Origin of the sequence: Aeromonas sp. 55A, from assembly GCF_051919665.1 — a bacterium.
In the GTDB taxonomy this organism is placed as follows: domain Bacteria; phylum Pseudomonadota; class Gammaproteobacteria; order Enterobacterales; family Aeromonadaceae; genus Aeromonas; species Aeromonas veronii.
Map to the genome: position 1 here is coordinate 203,861 of NZ_JBQBEH010000001.1, position 22,740 is coordinate 226,600.

The window sequence follows — 22,740 nt, forward strand, 5'->3', positions numbered from 1 at the left end:
TCGTCACGCTGGCTGCGAGGCGGGAGTCAAACTGGTAAGCTCGATCCGGTCGTTATTCCCGCCCATCCCGTTCTTACCACTCTTCGCCGACGAAAGGAGTCTTTGTGGCAATCTATTCCCTGCTGGATCAGCTGGCTATCCCCTACCAGCGCTTTGACCATCCTCCGGTGTTTACCTGTGAGAAAGCGAGCAGGCTGCTGCCCGACCTGCCCGCCGCCAAGACCAAGAACCTCTTTTTGCGCGACCCGAAATGAGAGCGGCTGTTTCTGGTGGTAACACCGGAGGAGAGGCGGGTCGATCTCAAGGCGCTGGCAACCGCCCTTGGCGTCAAGCGGCTGAGTTTTGGTTCCCCCGAGCGGCTCGATGCGGTGCTCGGCCTTACCCCGGGCTCGGTGACCCTGCTCGCCATGGTGCGCGACAGGGAAAATGCGGTAGAGCTGGTGGTGGACGAGGCCATCTGGCAAGCCGAGCAGATGCAGTGCCATCCGCTGGTCAACACCGCTACCCTGATCATCCGCCTCGACGACGTGCGCCGTCTGCTGACCCATCTGGGCCGGGAAGCCACCGTCATGCGCTTGCCTGCTACAACCTGCGATTAACACAACGTCTGGCGGTTGGGTTCACCCTGCCGCCAACACAACCACCGTTCACGCAGCACAATTGACTGAAAAGACAATAAAATACCCCCTTGAGCTCTGATAAATCGAGTCAGCAGTTGCCATCGTGCAAGAAGTCGGAGGTAAGTATATTCAGCCATTTAACCAATTGATAATAGGTTGGATTCATGTTGTGATCGGCCACTGCCAGCGGGCGATACCCCATCGCCTGTTCGTTCACAGGTGACTTCCCAGAGAGCCCCTTGATGCCAAGTCTGTTTTCCTCAGCCCAGTTGTTGAGTCTGGTACTGTTCGTCACGCTGTCACATGTGGGGGTCGCCACCATTTTCGCCGCTATGTGGCACACCCATCGCCAGATCAGGGCATTGATCTACTGGTCAGCGGGGGAACTGGTGATCGCAGGGGCTTTTTGCTGCCTGCTGCTGCGCCCCCTTGAGGGAAATGCATCCCTTGCCAATATTCTCTGCACCAACCTGCTGTTGATGTCGACCGCCCTGCTCTATGAACGGGGGATGCGCCACTTCTTTCGCCGTGAAGCCGACCAACTGGGCTGGCTGCTGCCCACCGTTACCCTCGGCGGTTTCGTCCTGTTTGCCCTGACCGCCCTGCAGCAACCCCTCTTTGATGTGCACAGCCGGATCATCGTGCTCTCCGGCGTGCTCTCGCTGCAGATTGCACTGCTTATCTGGCAGCTCTGGCGCTACCAGCGGCTGGCCCCTGTCTATCGGGTGCTGCGCTTTGCCATTCTGCTGCTTGGCCTGCAACTGCTGTTGCAACTACTGCGGATCGCCAAACACCTCTGGCAGCCGGAGCTGGCGGCCAACTCCTTCACCGACCCGCTGCTCGGGCCTGTGATCCTGCTCAGCCTGCTATTTACCATCGCCCGCAGTTATCTGCTGCTGAGCCTGGTCCACACCCGCCAACAGCAAGCCCTGCTGGCCACCCAGCGCAAGCTGGAGCGGCGTGCCAATCAGGATGAGCTGACCGGCCTGTTCAGCCGCCACTATTTCGAACGCCAGGTGTCCCTGCGTGCCCGCGAGGTGACAAGCTCTAGCCAGCTGCTGCTGATCGATCTGGACAACTTCAAGCAGATCAACGACCGCCACGGCCACCCCGCCGGTGATGCCATGCTGCGGGCCGTGGGTCGGGTGATCACCAATACCCTGCCTTCTGAGGGCATGGCCGGTCGGCTTGGCGGCGATGAGCTGGCCCTGCTGCTGATGGCGGACCCGCAGACCCTGCCCGACTACTGTCACAGCCTGCAACAGCAGATCGCCGAGGCGACCCGGGCGCTGGCCGGTGGCCCCATCAGCCTCAGCATCGGCCTCACCTCGCTGCACCCTGACGAGGGGTTTGAAGCGGCCTACCTGCGCGCGGATCAGGCCCTTTACGCCGCCAAACAGGCTGGGAGGCAACGGGCCTGCGTGCAGGAGCTCCACCACAACGAGCCGCAGCCGCTGCCGCCCTGCGCGCTCCTGTCATGAGCGCAGTGCTCACTCTGCAGTGCCGACCGGCCAGGCTGGCAGATGCCCCGGCTTACCGGCGCTATGTCACCGAATGCGCCGAGGACGGACAGCCGCTCTATCAGGTGGCGCAATTTGACTCGGACGGCTGGCTACAGAGCCTGCTGAATCACGCCAAAGGGCGCAACTTGCCCAGTGGATACCTGCCGACCACCACCTATTTTGCCCTCGATGGCGAGGAAATCATCGCCACCCTGCGTCTGCGTCACGGTGACAATGAGGCAACCCGCCAGTGGCTGGGTCATATCGGTTACGAAACCCGCCCCTCTCGCCGTGGCGAAGGGGCCGCGACCGTGCTGCTGCGCTGGGTGCAACAACAGGTGCTGGCAGCGCCGGTGCTGATCAGCTGCGGCGAAGATAATCTGGCTTCCCGCAAGGTCATTACGGCCGCCGGGGGCGTGTTGCTGGGGAGGCGCTTCCATCCGGGGGATCGCAACTGGCTGGAGATGTATCAGCTAGCCCCCTGCCCCAGCCGACCATAGCCGCAGCAGCAATAAAAAGAGCGCCCCGAAGGCGCTCTTTTTGCGAACGTGGCAAGACCGTTAGTAGCTGTCTTCCTGCTCCGCCTTCATCCGGGCCTGACGGGCATAGGCCTCCTCTTCGGCGCTCTCGATCTCCTGCAGCACCGAATCGAGATCGATGGCGGCGCGGCTCTCTTCAAAGTGACCGGTCAGCTCGCTATCGGGGGTGAGTTTGCCATCTTCAAACAGCGCCCACATCTCCTGGGCATAACGGGTCTTGAGCAGCTCGGGGGCATACATGCCGTAGTAGTTGCGCATATTGTTGACGTCCCGCTCCAGCATCGCCTTGGCCTGGTTGTTGGCGGCGGCATCCACCACCTGGGGCAGGTCGATAATGACGGGGCCCTGTTCATCCACCAGCACATTGAACTCCGAGAGATCACCGTGGATAAGACCGGCGCAGAGCATCCGCACCACGTAACGGATCACCTTGGCATGGTCGATGACCGCCTGCTCGGGGGTAAGCGCCACATCGTTGAGGCGCGGCGCGACATTGCCATCCTCATCGGTGATAAGTTCCATCAAGAGGACGCCATCGAGGCAGACATAAGGCTGCGGCACCCGCACACCGGCCGCCGCCAGCTTGAACAGGGCGTCGACCTCGGTGTTCTGCCACACCTCTTCATGCTGTTTGCGGCCGTACTTGGAGCCCTTCTCCATGGCGCGAGCGCTGCGGCTGTTACGCACCTTGCGCCCCTCCTGATAGACCACGGCCTGCTTGAAGCTGCGCTTGGACGCCTCTTTATAGACTTTGGCGCAGCGGATCTCGTCGCCGCAGCGCACCACATAGACGTCGGCCTCTTTGCCGCTCATCAACCGGCTGACGACCTCATCGACCAGGCCGTCATCAACCAGAGGTTGGATTCGATTTGGAATTTTCATGGCCGCCCTTTTACCCTATTTCCGCTCTCGAAGATAGCTCCGCGCACGCTCACCTGCCTCTCCCTTTCATAAGACACCCTGTTATCCCCTGTTTGCGCTGTTTTTGTCCACCCGTTCGCCTTAAAAACCACCAGCAGCAGACCAAATACGAAAGGCGCCTGTGCCAACAAAAATGGCCCGCAAGCGGGCCAATTTTCAAGGTTCGGGCGGCAAGCCCTGACGAATGCGCTGGATCCCCGCTTCATAGAGGCCGTCATCCCCCTCCTGATGCTCCAGGGTTTCGAAGATCTTGAGAAACCACATGTACTGCTCGGGATGGCGCGCCACCTGCATCTCTACCACCCGGTTCATGGTATTGACGTCTGCCAGCAGATCGGCGGTGGGATAAGGGTCAAACGGCGGCTCGATCTCCAGCAGATAGCGCCCCTCATCCTCGTCATAGCTGGCGAAGATGGGCACCGCTCTGGCACCGGTCAGCTTCACCAGCTTGGGCAACGCAGGCAGGGTTGCCTTGGGGCGGCCAAAGAAGGGAACAAACACGCTCGCCTCGCGGCCGTGATCCTGATCTGGCAGGTAGAAGAAACTGGCGCCGGCGCGGATCGACTTGATCGCCGGCTTGATCCCGGCGCTGCGCTCATAGACCTTGCCCCCTTTGGCCCGCTCGCGGTTGATGTACCAGTCAAACACCTGATCTTTCGGACTCTTCATCATGGTGCACATCTCAATGCCCATCATGGAGAAGTAGCGGCCAATCATATCGACCGCCCAGGTGTGAGGCACCACCAGGATCACCGGACGGCCCGCAGCCAGCTCCGCTTGCACATGCTCCCAGCCGGTGACCTTGATGCGGCGGGTCAGCCGCGCCTTGCTGCGCCAGCTGAGTTCGCCAAAGCCCATAAAGGTCTTGAGCCCGACCCGGATCGATTTGAGCAGCAGCGCCTGCCGTGCAGCGGCATCCAGCTCGGGAAAGCAGATCTTGAGGTTGGTATCGGCGATATAGGCCTGCTTTTTCGAAAAACGCAGCAGGGTCGGCGAAACCAGATCGGCAAAGCGATCCCTCAATCTCGCAGGAGTAAATGCCAGCAGGGAGAGCAGGCCCAGCGCACACCAGCTGCCCCACCATTTGGGATGCAGCAGGCGGCTATGAAATGAGGTATCAAATACCGGATCTAACGCAGACATGGCGGCCATCAAGTCATCAAAAACAAACGGTTATTGTAGTTATCCTGACATTTTTTTCTACCCTGGGGAGGCTGGCCATCAGCCTGCAAGGCACTGATCAGACTAGTTATCATAAAAAATGGCCCACATGGGGCCATTTCAATCAATCCAAATTCTGGGTCAGCCGTGGGGCGACAATCCCTTGCGGATCCGGCGTATCCCCTCTTCGTAGAGGCCATCCAGCCCCTCCTGATCCTGACGGGTATCGAAGATCTTGAGGAACCACATGTATTGACCCGGATGGCGCATCAGCTGCTGTTGCACCATGTCGTTCATGCGACAGGTATCGGCCATCACATCCTCGGTGGGATAGTTGTCGAACGGTGCCTCAATCTCCAGCCGGTAGCAGTGATTCGCTTCGTCATAGCAGGCGAGCAGCGGCACCGCCTTGGCACCGCTGACCTGCACCAGACGGGGCAAGGCAGGCAGGGTCGCCTTGGGATAGCCAAAGAAGGGGGCGAAGATGCTCTTCTCGCGGCCATGATCCTGATCCGGCAGATAGAAGAAGCTGCGACCGCTCTTGATGGTCCTGATCACCGCCTTGATCCCGGCGCTGCGCTCATAGACGCGGCAACCGTTCTTGGCTCGTGCACGGTTGAGGTGCCAATCAAACACCGGATTGCGCGCCCGTTTCATCATGGTGCACATGGGCACCCCGCGCTGGGTGAAGCAGTAACCGGCGGCATCCACCGGCCAGGTATGGGGCACTACCAGGATCACCGGGCGGTCGGCCGCCCGCTCCGCCTCGATATGCTCCCAACCGATCACCTGCATCCTGCTCATCAGATAACGCTGACTGCGCATAGTGAACTCGCCAAATCCCAACAGACTCTTGAGGCCGACCCGGATCGAGGTCAGTGCAATGGCATCCCGTTCTTCCGGGCTCTTGTCCGGGAAGCAGATCTCCAGATTGGTTCTGGCGATATAGATCTGTTTTTTCGAGATACGAAACACCAGCGGTGCCAAGGCTTCGGCCAAACGGTCGCGCAATCGCACCGGCACAAAGGCCAGCAGCATCAGCACACCGAGCGCCAGCCAGCTGAACCAGTAGCGGGGATGCAGAAAACGGGCTTCAAAAGAGGAGTCAAATACGGGATCTTGGGACGACATGTATTGGGGTCGAGCGAAAAAGTGGTGCTGCATTGTAGTCGTCCTGACAGGTAATACCAGTTAAATCCATGGCAAATAGCCCGCCACGGGCGCCACATCAAAAAACCATAAAAAAATGCCCCGCACTGCGGGGCATTTTGCTCGTTACACAACCAGGGTGGAGGCTCTTTGTCCATCCATCGTATGACTGGTCGTTTATCCCGTCGCTCTCGGAGCGCACTGCTTATCCATTTCCCGATGTCACATCTTCTTCAAGATTTAACGGTGAGCACCCTGGCGGGCCATGCCGTTATTCATTTCGGTATTACGCTGCGGCAGAAAAAACATCAGGTAACGCAGTGCCACATACCCGACGATCACGGTAGCCACCCCCAGCTCGAAGTGGGCCAGCAGTCTGATCTGCTCGACGTAGTGACTCCCTTGCGCAAACCCTTCAACCAGATGAGCCACTTTGAACAGGGCGGTGGCACCGATCACCAGCGGGAAGGTGAAGGCGGCATAACCCGGCGAGAAGGGCAGACGCAGCAGTTTGATGAAGGCCAGATAGATGATACCGGTCATCAGGATGGCAATCCCCAACAGCACGGCCACCAGCAGCAGTGACGGCTCTTGGCTGACGGTCAGGTAACCGGCCAGAGAGAGGCTGGCAGGGGCAGCCAGAATGGCGATGGTCGGTTTGGCGGCATCCGGCACTTCATGGCTGAAGATCAGGCGATAGAGCATCAGCGGCAGCATCAGGCCGTAGCAGATGATCCCGAACCAGAGCAGACCGTTGGCCAGCGGGGCAAATTGACCACCCGGGAAGGCGACGTCAGCCACGATGATCCCCACCGGCGGCACGAACCAGCTCGGCACCATGTGGTGGATTTCAAACTCTTTGGCGCGATGCCAGATAAAGGTTGCCAGGAACAGCAGGTGAACCGCCACGGCAAACAGCCAGAGGGCCTCACCCGCTTGCGGCGCAATCATACCCAGCGCTTTGGAGACCACCATGGTGCCCATGGCATAGGTCGGTACCACACTGCCGACTACGGGGTGAGCGAGATCCTGCAACAGCAGGCGGGGGTGAAGCAGAAACTTGAAGGTCAGGATCACCAGCAGCACGGCCGCAATGGCAGCGCCCAGCAGTTGCATCCGGCCATCGAAGTGACCGGCATTTTCCCAACACCAACCAAGGCTGGCGATGCCCAGCGCCAGACCCGCCATGGGGGTTGGGGCGGCAGCCAGTGATTTACGGGTTCTTGCGATCATGATGACACCTTTCTATTGATGACTATGGCGATAGGATAATGCCCCCTTATCGTTTACGATATCTAAATGAATTAAATCAATCATTCAGGAAAACCAAACACGATGAAACTGACCCTGCAGCAGCTGAAAGTGTTCGCCACCATTGCCCGCTATGGAAACCTTGGCCTTGCCGCCAACGAGCTCTGCCTGAGCAAGGGGGCCGTCTCCCAGTCGCTGCAGGAGCTGGAGCGCCAGCTCTCCACCCCGTTGTTTGACCGCATTCACCCCAGATTGCAGCTCAATAACGAAGGGCGCCTGCTGCAACCGGCCGCCGAAGAGCTGCTGACCCGGATGCAGGATATCGAGAACCTGTTCAGTCCCGATGCCGAACCGAGCGGCCAGCTGCGCCTTGGTGCCAGCCAGACCATCGGCAACTACCTGCTCCCTACCCTGCTCGCCAGCAGCAAACAGGAGCTGGGGCTCCCCCCCAAGGTGACCATCAACAACACACACCTGCTCTGCCATGCGCTGGCCAATTTCGAGCTGGATATGGCACTGATCGAGGGGGAGAACCACCACCCCGACCTGCTCGCCGAACCCTGGCTGCAGGACGAGATGCTGGTGGTGGCCACACCCGGTCACCCGCTTGCCAACAAGAAGGAGCTCTCCCTCTCCCGACTTGGGGGCGAGACCTGGGTATTGCGTGAAGCGCAATCGGGCAGCCGCGAGCAGTTTATCCAGCAGATCCAGCCCGAGCTGCCCCGCTGGCAACCAGGGCTTGAACTCAACACCCTGGAGGCGGTGATGCTGGCGGTGGAGAAGGGGCTTGGCATCTCCTTTATCTCCCGGCTGGCAGCCTCGGATCGCCTGGCAGATGGGCGGCTGATCGCCCTGCCCCTCTCCCGTCGCTTCCCGCGCCAGCTCTCCCTTATCTGGCACAAGCAGAAGTACCACTCCACCTCCCTGCGCCACTTTATCCACTTCTGCCGGGCTCAGGTGAAGGATGCCGAGGTGAGCCGCGCAGAGTAACGCACGCTCGGAGCGCCGCTGGCAGGCCCGCCCGCCAATAACGGAAAAAGCAGAGAGGGAGCCGCGGCTCCCTCTCTTTGATTCGCTTGCTCGGTATCACTTCGCCAGACTGCGCAACCAGCTGATCTCCTCGCCCCAGATGGACTCGTCTATGGTCTCGAGGATCAGCGGAATGCGATCGAAGCGATCATCATTCATGATGTGGTGGAATACCGCCTCTCCCAGATTGCCCTCCCGCAAGCTGTGGTGGCGATCGACCCGGCTACCGAAGGTGCACTTGGCGCCGTTGATATGCATCCCCTTGAGATAATGAAAACCCACCGTGCGATCGAACTCGGCAAAGACAGCTGCGCAGCTCTCTGCAGTGCGCAGATCGTAGCCGGCGGCAAAGGCGTGGCAGGTATCGAAACAGATCCCGACCCGGCTCTTGTCCTCCACCCCCTCGATGATGGTGGCGAGGTGCTCGAACGACCAGCCGAGGTTGGTCCCCTGCCCGGCGGTGTTCTCGATCACCGCCGTCACCCCTTCACTGCGCTCCAACGCCCAGTTGATGGACTCGCTCACCAGCTTGAGGCTGGCCGCCTCTGGGATCTGCTTGAGATGGCTACCGGGGTGGAAGTTCAGATAGCAAAGCCCCAGCTGCTCGCAGCGCTTCATCTCGTCGAGAAACGCATCGCGGGATTTGGCCAGACCATCGGGATCCGGGTGACCCAGATTGATGAGATAGCTGTCGTGGGGCAGGATCTGCTCCGGCAGAAAACCGGCCTTGTCACAGGCCGCCTTGAAGGCGCGGATGGTGGCATCCGACAAGGGGGCCGCCTGCCACTGACGTTGATTCTTGGTAAAGAGGGCAAACGCGTTGGCCCCGATGGCCTGGGCGCGGGCGATGGTATTTTCCACCCCGCCGGCCGCACTGACGTGGGCTCCGATATATTTCATACAATCTCCTCAATACGGCAAGCGGCTATTATGCCGCTCCCGCCCGGCCACGCCAAACCGGGATATCCGATAGCGGGTATCGACAAATAGTGCCGCCTATACAAGGCGCTGCGTTTCATGGCGTAATCGGCCTTCGCTGTGGCAACCTCTCCCCAGAAGGGATAGTTAGAGCCCGTCCGCGCCAGCATGGCGCCCATAAAAAACGCAGCGTATCGCCTGAGCAATAACGCTGCGTCTTTGGTTCTCTCGGCCGTCCCCCTTGCCGTGACCCGAATGGCCAGCGACAAGGGAGCAAGAATGCGCGGGGAGAGTCGCCTTAGAAGGGCATTTTAAAACCTGGCGGCAGTTGCATGCCACCGGTCAGTTCGCCCATCTTGGCCTTGTTCTGCTCTTCCACACGACGCACGGCATCGTTGCAAGCGGCGGCGACCAGATCTTCCAGCAGCTCCTTGTCATCTTCCATCAGGGAGGGGTCGATCTCGATGCGACGGACGCTGTGGCTACCGGTCATGGTGACCTTGACCATGCCAGCACCGGCTTCACCGGTCACTTCCATCTGAGCCAGCTGCTCCTGCGCCTTCTGCATACGCTCTTGCATCTGTTGGGCCTGTTTCATCAGGTTCCCCATTCCACCTTTACCAAACATATGTCGTCTCTCGTCTTGAAATCCGGCATCCAGCGCCGGGCTGTGGGCTTGTCTGTCCTAGATGGGGACAGCCAAACTGCTTTTCAACCGGAAGCAAGCTCCCGGCCACGGAATTTAGCGGTTGAGGGGCTCGATGCTCTCGTGATGAAGCACGGCACCAAACCGCTGAACTAAAAACTGCACGTTGGGATCCTGCTCCAGATCCCGGGTCACCTGATCGCGCACCCCGAGATAGAGGCGGTGTTCGATCTCGAGGGGGGTCTCCTGGTCAGGCACCACACCGAGCGTCACCTCGACCTGCACCGGTTGACCCAGCGCTGGCCCGATGATCTCGGCCAGATCGGCGCGCGCCTTGTCGCTCACCAGATGGCGCTGCTCGGGCTTGAGGGTTAGCAGTACCTTGTCCCCTTCTCGCGTCATCACCGAGTTGATGGCGAGCTGACGCAGCCGCCCACCCACCTGAGTGTGGGCGATCAACTCGGCCCAAGCATCGCCGCAACCATTGAGCAGCGAGGAGGGAATAAGGCGGGTCGCCTCCCCCTCTTGCGGCTCGCTGTCGCTTTCGAGCTCATCCCAGTCGATGGTCTCCATCACCGGCTGAGCGGGCTCATCCTGCGTCACAGGGGTAGCGGCCACCGCCGTGGGGGCAACGAGCGGCAGGGTCGCTGGGGCGGGCGTCACCGCAGGCGACGTGGCGCTACGCTCGCCGGGTCGATAGCTCGGCTGCCCGTCGAGATCCCAAGGTGGCAGATCGGTTGGCTGGGCCGGTGCCGTGACGGGAGCGTGGCTCATCACCTGAGTCTGCTCGGCAAATCCCTGATTGAGGTACTCTTCGTAATCGCCGTTATCAACCTGCGGCTCGTAACTGTCGCCATAGAGATCCACTGGCGGCAGATCATCATAGTGACCCATCGTCGCCATCCCCTGCCCGGCCGGTTGGCTGACCGGAGCAGGTTGCTGGGTGACGACTGGAGCAACAGCGGGCGCGACAGGACGATCTGGCGCAATCGGTACTGCGCGCGGCGCGCGCGCTGCTGGGGCTTCCTGACCACGCTGGCGACTGCGCAGCATGTTTCGCTTGCCAAGCAGACTCTGCATGCTCGATACCGCTGATACCGGTTCAGCAGCGGCAACAGGCGTTGCTGTCGCTGCGAGCGCGGGCTCGAAGGGGGCAGTCAGCGGCTCGCTACGGGAATGGTCCGCGTAGGCTGCGGCAGAAGCTTGTTCATCAGCATCTGCGGGCTGTGCAGCTGAGTGCGCAGACACATCGGGCTGCGCAAGGGTCAACGCGGGCTCTGGTTGATACCCCATGCCTGCGGCTTCACGCAGCAGCTCATCCTGCTGGCTGAACAGCTCGGCGGCTTGCGCCTCTTCTTCGCGGTCAACAGCATTAGCAGTGTCATCCACCATCGCAGGCAGGGAGACATCAACCGCGGGCACGGCACTGGTGGCAACAGGGCTGGCTAGCGGTGCAGGCACGGCGCCGCTGATCGGTGCCACTGCGGCCGATTCAGCGGCCGGGCGCTTTCCCGGCAAGGAGGCTACCGGCGTGGCACTGCTCGTCATTGACGGGGGCAGCGCGGTGAGGCTGGCCGGATGCAGGGCATCGCGCCTTGGGGAGAAGGCGAGCATCCGCAGGCAGGTCATCTCCAGCGCAGTGCGGCCATCGGGGGCCCAGGGCAGATCTTTACGGCCACCCAGCACGATCTGGTAGCAGAGCTGCACCTCTTCCGGGCTCATCGCCTTGGCCAGTTGCAGCAGGGCATCGGCATCCGCCCCCTGCTCCTGTACGCTGGCAGGCAGCAGCTGCGCCATGGCAATGCGATGGAGCAAGCCTTCCAGCTCGGCGTGGAGCTGATCAAAATCGGGGCCCAGGGTGGCGATCTCGGTGATTTTGGCCATGGTCGCGGGGGCATCTTGCCGCAAAATGGCTTCCAGCAGCTGGTGCAGATGGCGGTGATCGAGCGTGCCCAGCATCGCCAGCACGCTGTCGAGGCGCACGCTACCATTGCCGTGGGCCAGCGCCTGATCGGTGAGGCTCAGGGCATCGCGCATACTGCCGTCAGCGGCTTTGGCCAGGGCCAGCAGGGCGCGCGGCTCGAAGGGCTGCCCCTCCTGATCCAGCACCCATTCGAGCTGCTTGGCGATCTGGGTCTGATCCAGACTCTTCAGATGAAACTGCAGGCAGCGCGAGAGAATGGTAATGGGCAGCTTCTGCGGATCCGTGGTGGCCAGCAGAAACTTCACATAGGGGGGCGGCTCTTCCAGGGTTTTCAGCAGCGCGTTGAAGCTGTGACGCGACAACATGTGCACTTCATCGATGAGATAGACCTTGAAGCGACCACGGGCCGGGCGGTACTGCACGTTGTCGAGCAGCTCGCGGGTATCTTCCACCTTGGTGCGGGACGCCGCGTCAATCTCCAACAGGTCGACAAAGTTGCCCTGATCGATCTCGCGGCAGGTATCACAGACGCCACACGGATGGCTGCTGATCCCCTGCTCGCAGTTGAGGCTCTTGGCCAGAATACGGGCGATGGTGGTCTTGCCGACCCCACGGGTACCGCTCAGCAGATAGGCGTGATGCAGCCGTCCCTGATCCAGGGCGTTGGTCAAGGCGGTCAGCACATGTTGCTGGCCTACCACTTGTTCAAACGTATGGGGGCGCCATTTACGCGCCAGAACCTGATAGCTCATAAATCCATCATGCAGGGAAGACAGGGCATTGAGGCCGGATGCTAACACAAATGGCGGGCTGGCTGTATCGGCTATCGGTGAGAGCGGGAGGGATCGCTTGATTTAGATGGTGAAACTATAGGGTTGGTGTAACAAAATGCCACAACCTTAGCTGCTGACGCAGCCCAAAAAGATAAGTGGAAATCGCTTGTCTTTTTTTATTTGAGCTAAGATTTGGTTTCACGTTGGATATAAATCGTTGCTTATATATATGCGCCAATTTAGTGCCAAGAGGAACTATCTTCTGCTACACAACGATGGAACGATTCATTACCCGTTCAGCAAGTTTCTCACCGATGAATTCGACAACCCAAACACTCGAGAGCTGGTGAGTCAATCACTGCGCATTCTGCAACGATTTTTTGTGGCTCACAGGATCGAGTTGGCCGTCCGCATGCTGGAGAAACGCTGCCTGACTTACGACGAGATCAAACAACTCGCCGGGCTTTGCTACCGACCTCTGAGCGAAATAGAGCGGCTATCCGATAACCAGGTCGTGTTAATAACCAGCGCCAAAGCAAGCGCATCACCTGAGGACATGCGTGGCGCACTTGAAGCAAACACAGCCGCAAAGCGACTTAATCATATCGCCTGTTACCTTAAGTTTTATCGGGAAGTGTTTTTGGACCCGCACATCCAGTCCAACACCTTACGTGGTGAGTTGATAACTGCCTATGACCAGACGCAGGAAAAGTTGAAGCGTGAGGTTGCTTGTACCAAACAGAACCATTACCTGACAATCCAGAGCCTTCCGTCTCATCGTTTCCTGCAAATTATCCGAGCCGTCGTCTTGGAGCCAGAGACACTGTTTCTGACGGAGGGGGGGAAACCTTCGGCAACCCTTTATCGGGACAGGGCTATGTTTCTGCTTGCCTGCGAAGGCTTACGCCCCGGAGCCATTGGCAACCTCACGCGTGAAGACTTCTGCCCTAACAGTGGTCATCTTGTCCTCAAAGACAACACAAAGAAACGGCCTGGTCGGCCGACAACTGGTACACCTACTCTGAAAGGGGCCAGTAGCAAAAAGGTGACTTACGCCTCCGAGACTATGATCACCCTATGGCCATTTACCGTCACCGCAATCACCGACTACCTTCTTAAAGAACGCGAATCAGTCCTTGGCAAGCATCTCAAAAATCGGAGCATCACATTTCTCTTTTTGAATGAAAAGGGCGAACCAATCAAACACCGCTCCACGCTAACCGCTATGTTCAATCGGGTCGGAAAGCGGATCGCTAGGCTAGGAATGCTGAATGTTGGCAACGACCCCTATTTTAAGAACGAGAAGCATTACTGCTTTTACGCTTACATCTTACGTCATTCAGCTGCCAGTCTCTTCATTGAACTGAAAGGCACTGACTCTGGGTCGCTGGACAAGATGAAAAGTCGATTCGGCTGGACATTGCATAGCTCGCAACCTCAGCGATATGCCGCACGCGCCTTGAGCGAGCAAGCCGACATGGACCTGAAAGCGCTTTACGGTCAATTGATCGCTGATGCACAAACAAAAGGAAGGGACTAATACATGGCCATAATGCACCAAGTGATCGGCAACACGGTTGCAGAATGGGATGATGCAGTTCCACTGGCATGGACAATGAGCGAGACCAGCGGTCCGAAAAACGATCAGCGAACGCAGACTGTATCGTTCGACCTGAGCGAACTACGCGCGGGCTACGAGGACGACTTCCTCCTGATATTAAAGAACACACTGATGGCACGCCGAAAGCGCATCACGCTTGTGTCGGTAAAATCTGAAATTATAAACATCAAATGCCTATTGCATAAAGTTCAGTTACGACAGATGGGCACTCCCCGAGTCACTCATATCGACAGTACCTTTTTGCATACCCTGCGAACGATGCTACAGGATGTCCCCATTAATTATCTCTCAACGATCCGGCAACTGTTCACCGAAAACCGCGAATCACCACTGTTTGCCCATGACCTCGTCCCCGAGGATTTCCCGGTGAAAAAACATATCAAAGGCCTACACGGTAAAAAAATAGCAACCATTCTAGCTAAGGCGCTTTCGCGCGCAGCACAAGTCGAAATTCTACGACGAAGCGAAGAGGCCTACGAGAACGGCACCATCGACATCGGGTGTTTCGCCTTCCTCCATCTGGCCTTTTATGCGTATTGCAGACCGGCCAGCTATCGGCGTCTTAAGCTGGCCGATCTACAAATCGACGTTGATCCCGAAACACAGATAAAGACATACTTTCTGTGGGTCATCCCCATGAAAACCCGCGTCAGCACTAAGACACTAACAAAGATCAGCTACTCGCTCGATAGCATCGTAGGGGAACTGCTCGAAGCACAACGCATCCAAGTCATCAAGACTTGGGGGCACCTTGCCCACGATGACATCGGCAAGCTGGCCCTCTTTCCGGCACGCCAAGTTGACTCATGTGGTCGCAGGTTAGCAAGACACGCCCAAGCGCACTTCGGCGAAACAGAATACAGCAGTTTCATTAGCGGCTATTTAGACCCGATCAGAAAATTACAGGGCTCGACCAGCTTCAACCTCAATGGCCTGCGACATACGGTCGGTACACAGCTCGCCGTAGCCGGCTGCTCGGCCACGACCATTGCGGCGGTCCTCAAGCACTCCAACAGCTCCACTAGCCAGATTTACGTCGATATTGCCTTTCAGGGTCTGGCTGACGCATTGAGTGGCGCGATGGAACCAGCCTTTGACATTCACTTCCCGGCATTTCGCTCGAAGGGCGACCCGATGGTTCCGGAAAAAGCCATCAACAGTATTGAACTGGCAACTGGACGCCGTGAACTCACAGGCGAATGTGGCAAGACAAACGCCTGCCAGTACGCTCCACTTGCCTGTTACTCCTGCCCCCGCTTCATCCCCTGCTTCGATGCAGACCACAGCATCAATCTCCGTTTTATAGAGTCAGAGATACGCAAATATGAAGGCGGCGGCCTGCCCTTTCGGGAGCTTGCCAATCAGTCCAAGCAGGCCCGCCGCTACATAATGCTTGTCGTAGCGGCAGCCAACCAGTATCAAAATACACTCCCTCAGCAGGAGCCCAGCAATGAACCACCCCGTTGACCTTGACCGTTCCAAGTGCGAGCTGGCACTCAAGAAATGGCAAGCCGATTGCCGTCAGCATATGGCACAGCGGTATCCCACGCTCCTGTTTGATGCCGACCACTGGCCACTGAGAGGCATAACTGTCAACGATGCGTCCGACTTTACCTTCACTGCGTCTCTGGTCGATTTTTCCGACAAGCACCCAGACTTTGTTGTGGCTTTGCGTTGCTATCTTGCTGAAACTGTACTTGGGGAGAAGGTTAGGCACCTCCAAGCACATGCTATTAGTTGTCGCCTGCTTCGGTTGGCCCCTCAGAACAGTTTGTTTGACCTCGATTACGCCGCTCTTCGATCCATCGAAGAAACCGAACTCCAGCGCGCCCGCAGCAATCCGACTGCGGCCCAAAGTATACTGATATCGCTTTGTTATCTTAGTCGAATATTAGACTCGTTCGCAGATAAAGGTATTTGTCCGCACCTACGATACAGGATGAAATCGGAAACCCGCTCCGAGTTATTGGCACTGCAATATTCCAACCAAAAGCGATCAAGACAGGCCAAGGCTATAGCGCTCGACCGGATGATCGAGGCGCTCAATGAGGCGTTCAACGCTCTTTTCGCCAACGACGAGCGCCTGTCTGCCGGTGATAAGGTCGCTCTCGCAATGATGGGATTGACAATGTGCGCCCCCTCCCGCATCAATGAAATTTTGTGCCTGAGCATTGACGATTATGTGAGCATAGACGACTACGCTCGGCGTGCGCCGAACAAGGACGTAGATATGGTACACGCAGTGCACCAGATGCTGCTCATTTCCATGAAGGGCAGTAAGGGGGCGCAGTGGAGCGCCAAGCCCGTGCTCAACTTCATGATCGATTTCTTCCACTATTGCCAGAAGGTAATCCTGGCGCATAGCGAGCGTTCCCGAATGCTCGTTCAGTGGTACCAGCAGCACCCCGGCCGACTCTACTTGCCTCCCGAGCTGGAGCATCTGCGCGGCAGTAACCTCACGGTTCGCACACTCTCAAACATCATGACCCTCTCGGATCAGTATGAAAAATTGGGCTCGGCTGAGCAATTGATGAGAGTAATAAGCAGCAGGCGCTTCAAAATACCAAATCCGAATCCCATCACTAGAAACAGCATATCGACCCCATACGCAGAAGTCGACGCAGTCCGCTGGGACGACATAGAGCCACTTCTACTGGCCAAGGTTCGCTGGAAGTTGGAGAGTTGCCGCTCCGTAACGACTTCAAATCACTACAAAGGAGATCTGGCGAAGATGCTGTTCCTTTTCGATAATGATGCATCTCCCTACCTTCCCGGTGCGGCCAAATACAAACTCCTCAAACTCCGATTGAAGCAAACAACAGGAGACAAACAGGGAAAGAATCTGACGCCCACCCTATTCGAGAAACTCAAGATCACGATGCCCGTCAATGGAGTCACGCAGATCGCGGAAATCCACACCCATGACCCACGCCGCTGGCTGACGACAATGGCCCTGAAATACGGTGAAAAGCTCTCCAACGTGCTAGTTAACAAGTGGGCCAACCGGCTCAGCATTTCTCAGCTCTGGCACTACGACTTTCGTTCAGCGGAAACCAAGGCTGCGGCGAGCACCATGCCCGAACCCGCAGAGCTGACCGAACTCTCGAGCGGGTTGACGTCCTGCCGTAAGCTGGAAGACGAACATAAGCCCAAGATCGATATTGTGACCGTCCACGACGCCGGGATTAGCGGGACGACCATGGATGCCATATCGGCGTCAACCGAAGACCGCCCCATCGCTAGAACGGGCGAACAGATCATCATTATTTACCCTACGTGGTACGGCTTCTGCACGCATCAACACCACGAAAAACCCTGTCGGGCCTATACCTCTTGTCTGCCTTGCAACAATAATCATCTGGTCAAGGGTCACATACCAACCAATGACCGGACAAGGGCACGTGCAGACGAGTTGCATGCTGCCATTCTGAACATCGTGGAACAGACCGCGATCATTTATAACCGCGAGATTGCTGACGACCAGGAAACCCTGGCCTGGCACGTCTGTCACTTGGTCGAACGCGGACTTACCCCTACGCAAATGACGGACGAGCTGATCACGCGTTTCCACGAGATCAAGCACGAGATCAAGGACGCAGCTCTCAGGAACATGCTCCATGAAGCTTTTGTGGCAACGGGCTTTGTAGAGAAGCTGGACAATTCGACATACACCAATGGTGCCTTGATGAAGTACCACAACCCGACACATCATGCCGCTCCCGGTGTGGAGCGGGCGCTGGATGCCTATGGGGGCCATGAGCAGATCGAGCAGGAACGACTTGCCATGATCGAGAAGTACCCGCAGTTTGCCCCAACAACACAGGGTCTGAAAGATGAACGCTCCCTGAGCGTGCCCGATGACGATAACGACGAATGTGATGATAGCAAGGACGCTACAGATGAGTGAACCTGCCTGCAAGCTGGGGCGCAAGGAGATCCTGACCGAGGAGCTGGCGCGAAAGATCGCCAGGATGGTCTCACTGTTCCCGGATTCCCAGATACCGGTCAACTGGGAAAACATCATGACTCACTCGAAGAAAAAATTTGGTCATGCATTCAACCGGCAGATGCTCAGCCAGAAGGAATGGAACGGACGCAAGCTCATTGCCGAAGCGTTTAGTGAAGCCAAGAACATTCAACGCCGGATGCACAACGACACCGCACCGAAATACAAAACGGCGGCGCGTTCTGTCCTTCAGAAGAAGATCGGTGAATTGGAAGCAAAAAATCTGGCGCTTCGGGAAGAACTGGAAATGGTCAGAGCACAGCAGGTCGATAAATTGGATGTCTTCCTGAATTCCACAAGCAGGGAAATCGACCTGCGTAAGCTGCTTGATGCATTTTATGAGACGCAGAAATGAGCAAGCGGGCGTCAAATGTCGCATGTTATATATGGGATGGCCCACGGCAGTTTTATGCCGTGGAAGAAAAACCGTTTATACCGCGACTGACCGTAGTGACCCAATACCCTAGGGAAGGTGCGAATAAGCGGGGAAATTCTTCTCGGCTGACGCAGTCATTTCATTTCTTCATGTTTGAGCCGATTTTTTCTCCCGTAAATGCCTTGAATCAGCCTATTTAGACCGTTTCTTCGCCATTTAAGGCGTTATTCCCAGTTTTTAGTGAGATCTCTCCCACTGACGTATCATTTGGTCCGCCCGAAACAGGTTGGCCAGCGTGAATAACATCGCCAGTTGGTTATCGTTTTTCAGCAACCCCTTGTATCTGGCTTTCACGAAGCCGAACTGTCGCTTGATGATGCGAAATGGGTGCTCCACCTTGGCCCGGATGCTGGCTTTCATGTATTCGATGTTGATGGCCGTTTTGTTCTTGCGTGGATGCTGTTTCAAGGTTCTTACCTTGCCGGGGCGCTCGGCGATCAGCCAGTCCACATCCACCTCGGCCAGCTCCTTGCGCTGTGGCGCCCCTTGGTAGCCGGCATCGGCTGAGACAAATTGCTCCTCTCCATGCAGCAGATTACCCAGCTGATTGAGGTCATGCTCGTTGGCCGCGGTGGTGACTAGGCTGTGGGTCATGCCACTCTTGGCATCGACACCAATGTGGGCCTTCATGCCAAAGTGCCACTGATTGCCTTTCTTGGTCTGATGCATCTCCGGATCGCGTTGCTGCTCTTTGTTCTTGGTCGAGCTGGGTGCCTCAATGATGGTGGCATCGACCAAGGTGCCTTGGGTCATCATGACGCCTGCTTCGGCCAGCCAGCGATTGATGGTCTTGAACAATTGGCGGGCCAGTTGATGCTGCTCCAGCAGGTGGCGGAAATTCATGATGGTGGTGCGGTCCGGCAAGGCGCTATCCAGGGATAACCGGGCAAACAGACGCATGGAGGCGATTTCGTACAGAGCATCTTCCATCGCGCCATCGCTCAGGTTGTACCAATGCTGCATGCAGTGAATGCGTAGCATGGTTTCCAGCGGATAAGGTCGCCGGCCATTACCAGCCTTGGGGTAAAACGGCTCGATGACTTCCACCATGTTTTGCCATGGTAGAATCTGCTCCATGCGGGACAAGAAAATCTCTTTTCTGGTCTGACGGCGCTTACTGCTGAATTCACTGTCGGCGAAGGTGAGCTGATGACTCATGATGAACCCTGTTCCATGGCTCCAGATGACAAACATGATCTCATATCAGGGACTTGTTCGCACCTTCCCTAGGGAAGGTGCGAACAAGTCTCTGGTGCGGACTGCTGACCCCATTTGGCACTGCGTAACCCTCAACTGTAAATTGGGTGTTGAGAGTTCCTATTGTAGGGGGGCTCATGATTATTCACTATTTGTTCAACACTCTAATTCCTGACAGAATCACCAGCTCCAAATAGTAGCCATTCATAGCGAGCACCGGAGAAACAAGGAATAACTCCCATGTTAAATCTTGCACTGGTTCAGATTAGAGAAGCATTGGCCCAAGTGCCCTACATCGCCCACATCAATAATCCGGACGATTATGAGAGAGCTCTTGAGCTGATGGGCGAGCTGGTAGATGACTATGACACTAATAAGCAATTGATCGATTTGCTTGCAACCAGTATCGAGCGCTGGGAAGTCGGGGCTGACGAGTTCGCCGACTTCAACAAAGCTTTAGCATATGTGGAGCCGGGTATTGCTGTCTTAAAGACTTTGATGAGCCAACACCGACTGGGTGTAGCTGACCTGCCTGAGCTGGGATCCAAGTCCAATGTCCGCAAACTACTCAATGCAACCGAGGGTAAAAAACTGACACGCAAACATATTGAGACGCTAAGCAAGCGCTTTGCAGTGTCACCGGCACTGTTCTTTTGATTTGCGGTGATGCCTCCGATCGGTTGAGCTGGTATGGTGATCTCCTTTGAGGCTCATGGCTTCATGGCATCCATCACCGTTCACAGCCCTCACAGTCAATCAAATCGTGCATACCGCCATGCCCCCCCCCCTACCGGCCATACTCGCTATCGTTGTCCCACGTGTGGGATGAAAATAAAGCGTCATCTTATAGATAGGAAAACGCCGCCATAATCGGCGGCATTTAGTTCCCATTCAGGGGTAAAGCATCATCCTTGTATTGGTGTGAGGGTATCTATCGACACCTCAAGATGAAAATATAGTTTCATCCTGCTAGCCGTTTTTTTCCTCTAACTCGGAGTCACCAGACAACCACCCACTTTCTTGCCTTCGTTTGACCCTCTGTGGTTGTGGTATGCCCTTCTGTAATCAATGCCATTGCTTGGACTGAAAACCATATACTGATCATCAATTCCAGCTCGTTTGAAAACCTTAAATATTTCTGATTCTACGTCACTGCGGCTGCCATAAACCTCGACAGTTCTATGATGATTCCCAGATTGCCGGTAAAAATTCAGAGTGTACTTGCCACTGGCAGGCATCTTTGCCCAAGCTTCATCGGCATCAACAGATTTTGAAGTAGACTTGGTAGATGATAACGCCCACCCAATAAATGTAATCAAAACGCTTCCGCCGAGAATCAACAACATTTCAGCGCCACTAGATTGAGCCATCGTCCGTCTTTCCCTCAATATTACATGCCAAATTTACAGGTCTAAGCTAGCAAGCAATATTGGTTTTATCAGATCAGCCACAGATGATTTTGCTGACTCAGATACAACACTAGAAAACCAATTCAATACCTTTTTAATAGAAGAAGAATCTCCACGTTCAGCAGCAGCAACCGCCTCACTCACGTTCGCATGGACCTCATCATTTATCACGATCCCTTGCGACTCCAAAGCACGAATGATTGCCTCAATAGCTGGGCTAGACTCTGCCTGATTAACGGTCATGTTCTGTTCAGAATAAGTACCGGAAGCAATTTGCACCCCATGTAAAGGCGCATTGAAAATATTTGTCTGATGAGTTGATTTAGGCACCAATCTTTCCTTTGAACGTTGTGTTTTAGCTTGGTAGCCATAAGCCGTCAGATAATAATATTCTTTCTTTGAATACATTCCAATAATAATAACCGATGAACCAGGCTCATTATCAAAGGCGCATAAAGGACCTGATTTTATAAATCCATCTCTATCTAAGCTATCCAAGGCGAGATCAAATTCTACATTACCTAAAGAGGAGCCTGAACAAAGATCAGTTATTGGAACACCATCGTACCCATTTTTAAGGTCTATTGAGCTCCTGCCTTTAGAGACAAAATCATTTTTTAACACGTTGATTATTCGTATTTCATCTTCGGTTAATGTATTCCTTTGTGTTTTGCGTGCCATAGACTTTCCCCTATCTAGTTAAACAATTCGCCTGATCAGATCACCCAGTCGCACCGGATCGGTATCACAAAGCATCTTGATTGCCTTGATGCTGGTCATCCCCAAAATCTCTCCGATATGCCGCTCATCAATGCCTTGGCGCTTCAACTTCACAGCCAGGGTGCGGCGGCCAGATTGAGAGGTTGCCCCCTCAATACCAGCCTGAGCAAACAGGCGGCTTATCAGTGCCGTCAATTGGTCAGCCCGATAGCTTACCCGCCCACCTCGCTCTACCCTCGTCAGCTTCAACGGCTGGCCGTTACGGCCCGAAACAAACAAAGCACTGCGGGGGTCTAGCCCACGGTATGCTGTCACCTTGCCGGTGATGCCATGACCACGCCTGACCCGGTCTGCCAAATGCTCATCCACCGCTTTGATCAACTTCTTATTCACCCAGCACAACGGACGGGGGCGGCCATTGAAAGCAATCTCGGCCCTCACCACTGTCTCAGCCAGCGGCTCACCGCCAGGGGAGAGGTAATCGCTGACCAACAGTTGCGACAGCTCGGTCGGTTTCATGCCAGTACCAAAGAAGCAAAGGAGCAGGGCAGCATCGCGGGATCCGTTCTCCTTGCTCGATGCCCGAGCGACCGCCACTGTGTGGGCAAGCTGGGCATCTTCAACAACAATTGCCTTTGGCATCTATGTTTTATTCCGATTTAAACAGCTAGACATGGAGAGTAAGGCAAAAAAAGGGAGCCATCAAGGCCCCTATCTCAATTATGTCCAGCAGTTCACAGAAAGTTAGGGTGAGACTTTATTTTCATCCCATATCAGTTCTTCTATTTTTCTTCGGATAATGTCTAGTAATACAAATGGCTAGAGGTCGTCATCACTCAACTATAACTAAGTGACTAAATTCAGCGTATCACGACACTTTAAATCAATGAATAAGTTGAATTACTGGAGAGCTATCAT

The 22,740-nt window shown here is 56.1% G+C and carries 20 protein-coding genes and 1 pseudogene; 10 read left to right on the plus strand and 11 right to left on the minus strand.

Annotation, left to right across the window (positions count from 1 at the left end; all coding sequences use genetic code 11):
- Nucleotides 1–104: 104 nt before the first annotated feature.
- From ACTG2G_RS00895 to ACTG2G_RS00905, 3 genes and pseudogenes are all read left to right on the plus strand, one after another.
- Nucleotides 105–599: pseudogene (locus ACTG2G_RS00895) on the plus strand (prolyl-tRNA synthetase associated domain-containing protein).
- A gap of 263 nt (nt 600–862) precedes the next feature.
- Nucleotides 863–2,101, plus strand: a complete 1,239-nt coding sequence (locus ACTG2G_RS00900; protein ID WP_421388099.1) for a GGDEF domain-containing protein — start codon at nt 863–865, stop codon at nt 2,099–2,101.
- Nucleotides 2,098–2,622 (plus strand): GNAT family N-acetyltransferase, encoded by a 525-nt coding sequence (locus ACTG2G_RS00905; RefSeq protein WP_421388101.1) that lies wholly within the window; start codon nt 2,098–2,100, stop codon nt 2,620–2,622. Before ACTG2G_RS00900 ends, ACTG2G_RS00905 begins: the two co-directional genes overlap by 4 nt.
- 60 nt (nt 2,623–2,682) lie before the next feature.
- Here the strand turns inward: ACTG2G_RS00905 and ACTG2G_RS00910 are convergent, their stop codons facing one another.
- From ACTG2G_RS00910 to ACTG2G_RS00925, 4 genes are all read right to left on the minus strand, one after another.
- Entirely contained in the window at nt 2,683–3,543 is an 861-nt protein-coding gene (locus ACTG2G_RS00910) for a PA4780 family RIO1-like protein kinase (RefSeq protein ID WP_021231339.1), read from the minus strand.
- Nucleotides 3,544–3,738: 195 nt separating this feature from the next.
- Nucleotides 3,739–4,734 carry an LpxL/LpxP family acyltransferase gene (locus ACTG2G_RS00915; RefSeq protein WP_429206052.1) on the minus strand — a complete coding sequence of 332 codons (996 nt, stop codon included), beginning with the start codon at nt 4,732–4,734 and terminating at the stop codon, nt 3,739–3,741.
- A 150-nt stretch (nt 4,735–4,884) separates the two neighbouring features.
- Nucleotides 4,885–5,874, minus strand: a complete 990-nt coding sequence (lpxM, locus tag ACTG2G_RS00920) for a lauroyl-Kdo(2)-lipid IV(A) myristoyltransferase (protein WP_416245229.1) — start codon at nt 5,872–5,874, stop codon at nt 4,885–4,887.
- Nucleotides 5,875–6,132: 258 nt separating this feature from the next.
- Complete coding sequence (locus tag ACTG2G_RS00925) at nt 6,133–7,125, minus strand: TDT family transporter (RefSeq protein ID WP_005352390.1); 993 nt, start codon at nt 7,123–7,125, stop codon at nt 6,133–6,135.
- 102 nt (nt 7,126–7,227) lie between these two features.
- Here ACTG2G_RS00925 and ACTG2G_RS00930 point away from each other — a divergent pair, with 102 nt between their 5' ends.
- On the plus strand, nt 7,228–8,133 hold the full coding sequence (locus tag ACTG2G_RS00930) for a LysR substrate-binding domain-containing protein (protein ID WP_429206054.1): 906 nt from the start codon (nt 7,228–7,230) through the stop codon (nt 8,131–8,133).
- A 96-nt stretch (nt 8,134–8,229) separates the two neighbouring features.
- Here the strand turns inward: ACTG2G_RS00930 and nfo are convergent, their stop codons facing one another.
- From nfo to dnaX, 3 genes are all read right to left on the minus strand, one after another.
- Entirely contained in the window at nt 8,230–9,072 is an 843-nt protein-coding gene (nfo, locus tag ACTG2G_RS00935; protein ID WP_005333444.1) for a deoxyribonuclease IV, read from the minus strand.
- Between the two features lie 316 nt (nt 9,073–9,388).
- Nucleotides 9,389–9,718, minus strand: coding sequence for a YbaB/EbfC family nucleoid-associated protein (locus tag ACTG2G_RS00940; RefSeq protein WP_005333445.1), 330 nt, complete (start codon nt 9,716–9,718; stop codon nt 9,389–9,391).
- 114 nt (nt 9,719–9,832) lie between these two features.
- A complete protein-coding gene (gene dnaX, locus ACTG2G_RS00945) occupies nt 9,833–12,412 on the minus strand; it encodes a DNA polymerase III subunit gamma/tau (RefSeq protein ID WP_429206056.1) in 2,580 nt (859 codons plus the stop codon).
- A gap of 250 nt (nt 12,413–12,662) precedes the next feature.
- On the opposite strand from dnaX, the gene ACTG2G_RS00950 reads away from it, so the two are divergent.
- From ACTG2G_RS00950 to ACTG2G_RS00965, 4 genes are read left to right on the plus strand one after another with little or no spacing between them, the layout of a single operon-like run.
- Complete coding sequence (locus tag ACTG2G_RS00950; RefSeq protein WP_439985033.1) at nt 12,663–13,973, plus strand: hypothetical protein; 1,311 nt, start codon at nt 12,663–12,665, stop codon at nt 13,971–13,973.
- A gap of 3 nt (nt 13,974–13,976) precedes the next feature.
- Nucleotides 13,977–15,521, plus strand: a complete 1,545-nt coding sequence (locus ACTG2G_RS00955; RefSeq protein WP_439985034.1) for a tyrosine-type recombinase/integrase — start codon at nt 13,977–13,979, stop codon at nt 15,519–15,521.
- Nucleotides 15,505–17,961 carry a hypothetical protein gene (locus tag ACTG2G_RS00960; RefSeq protein WP_439985036.1) on the plus strand — a complete coding sequence of 819 codons (2,457 nt, stop codon included), beginning with the start codon at nt 15,505–15,507 and terminating at the stop codon, nt 17,959–17,961. Before ACTG2G_RS00955 ends, ACTG2G_RS00960 begins: the two co-directional genes overlap by 17 nt.
- On the plus strand, nt 17,954–18,415 hold the full coding sequence (locus tag ACTG2G_RS00965; protein WP_439985038.1) for a hypothetical protein: 462 nt from the start codon (nt 17,954–17,956) through the stop codon (nt 18,413–18,415). The genes ACTG2G_RS00960 and ACTG2G_RS00965 overlap by 8 nt, the downstream gene beginning before the upstream one ends.
- A gap of 258 nt (nt 18,416–18,673) precedes the next feature.
- Here the strand turns inward: ACTG2G_RS00965 and ACTG2G_RS00970 are convergent, their stop codons facing one another.
- Nucleotides 18,674–19,654, minus strand: a complete 981-nt coding sequence (locus ACTG2G_RS00970; protein ID WP_232093577.1) for an IS5-like element IS5 family transposase — start codon at nt 19,652–19,654, stop codon at nt 18,674–18,676.
- A 279-nt stretch (nt 19,655–19,933) separates the two neighbouring features.
- Here ACTG2G_RS00970 and ACTG2G_RS00975 point away from each other — a divergent pair, with 279 nt between their 5' ends.
- Both ACTG2G_RS00975 and ACTG2G_RS00980 read left to right on the plus strand, forming a co-directional pair.
- A complete protein-coding gene (locus tag ACTG2G_RS00975; RefSeq protein ID WP_231720875.1) occupies nt 19,934–20,350 on the plus strand; it encodes a helix-turn-helix domain-containing protein in 417 nt (138 codons plus the stop codon).
- Between the two features lie 63 nt (nt 20,351–20,413).
- Entirely contained in the window at nt 20,414–20,563 is a 150-nt protein-coding gene (locus ACTG2G_RS00980; protein WP_439985135.1) for an IS1 family transposase, read from the plus strand.
- Nucleotides 20,564–20,679: 116 nt separating this feature from the next.
- On the opposite strand, the gene ACTG2G_RS00985 is transcribed toward ACTG2G_RS00980, so the two are convergent.
- The 3 genes from ACTG2G_RS00985 to ACTG2G_RS00995 are packed head-to-tail and all read right to left on the minus strand — an operon-like array spanning nt 20,680 to nt 22,464.
- Nucleotides 20,680–21,063 (minus strand): hypothetical protein, encoded by a 384-nt coding sequence (locus ACTG2G_RS00985; protein WP_439985039.1) that lies wholly within the window; start codon nt 21,061–21,063, stop codon nt 20,680–20,682.
- A gap of 33 nt (nt 21,064–21,096) precedes the next feature.
- A complete protein-coding gene (locus ACTG2G_RS00990; protein ID WP_335855350.1) occupies nt 21,097–21,783 on the minus strand; it encodes a hypothetical protein in 687 nt (228 codons plus the stop codon).
- An 18-nt stretch (nt 21,784–21,801) separates the two neighbouring features.
- Nucleotides 21,802–22,464 carry a tyrosine-type recombinase/integrase gene (locus ACTG2G_RS00995; RefSeq protein WP_439985040.1) on the minus strand — a complete coding sequence of 221 codons (663 nt, stop codon included), beginning with the start codon at nt 22,462–22,464 and terminating at the stop codon, nt 21,802–21,804.
- Nucleotides 22,465–22,740 lie beyond the last annotated feature (276 nt).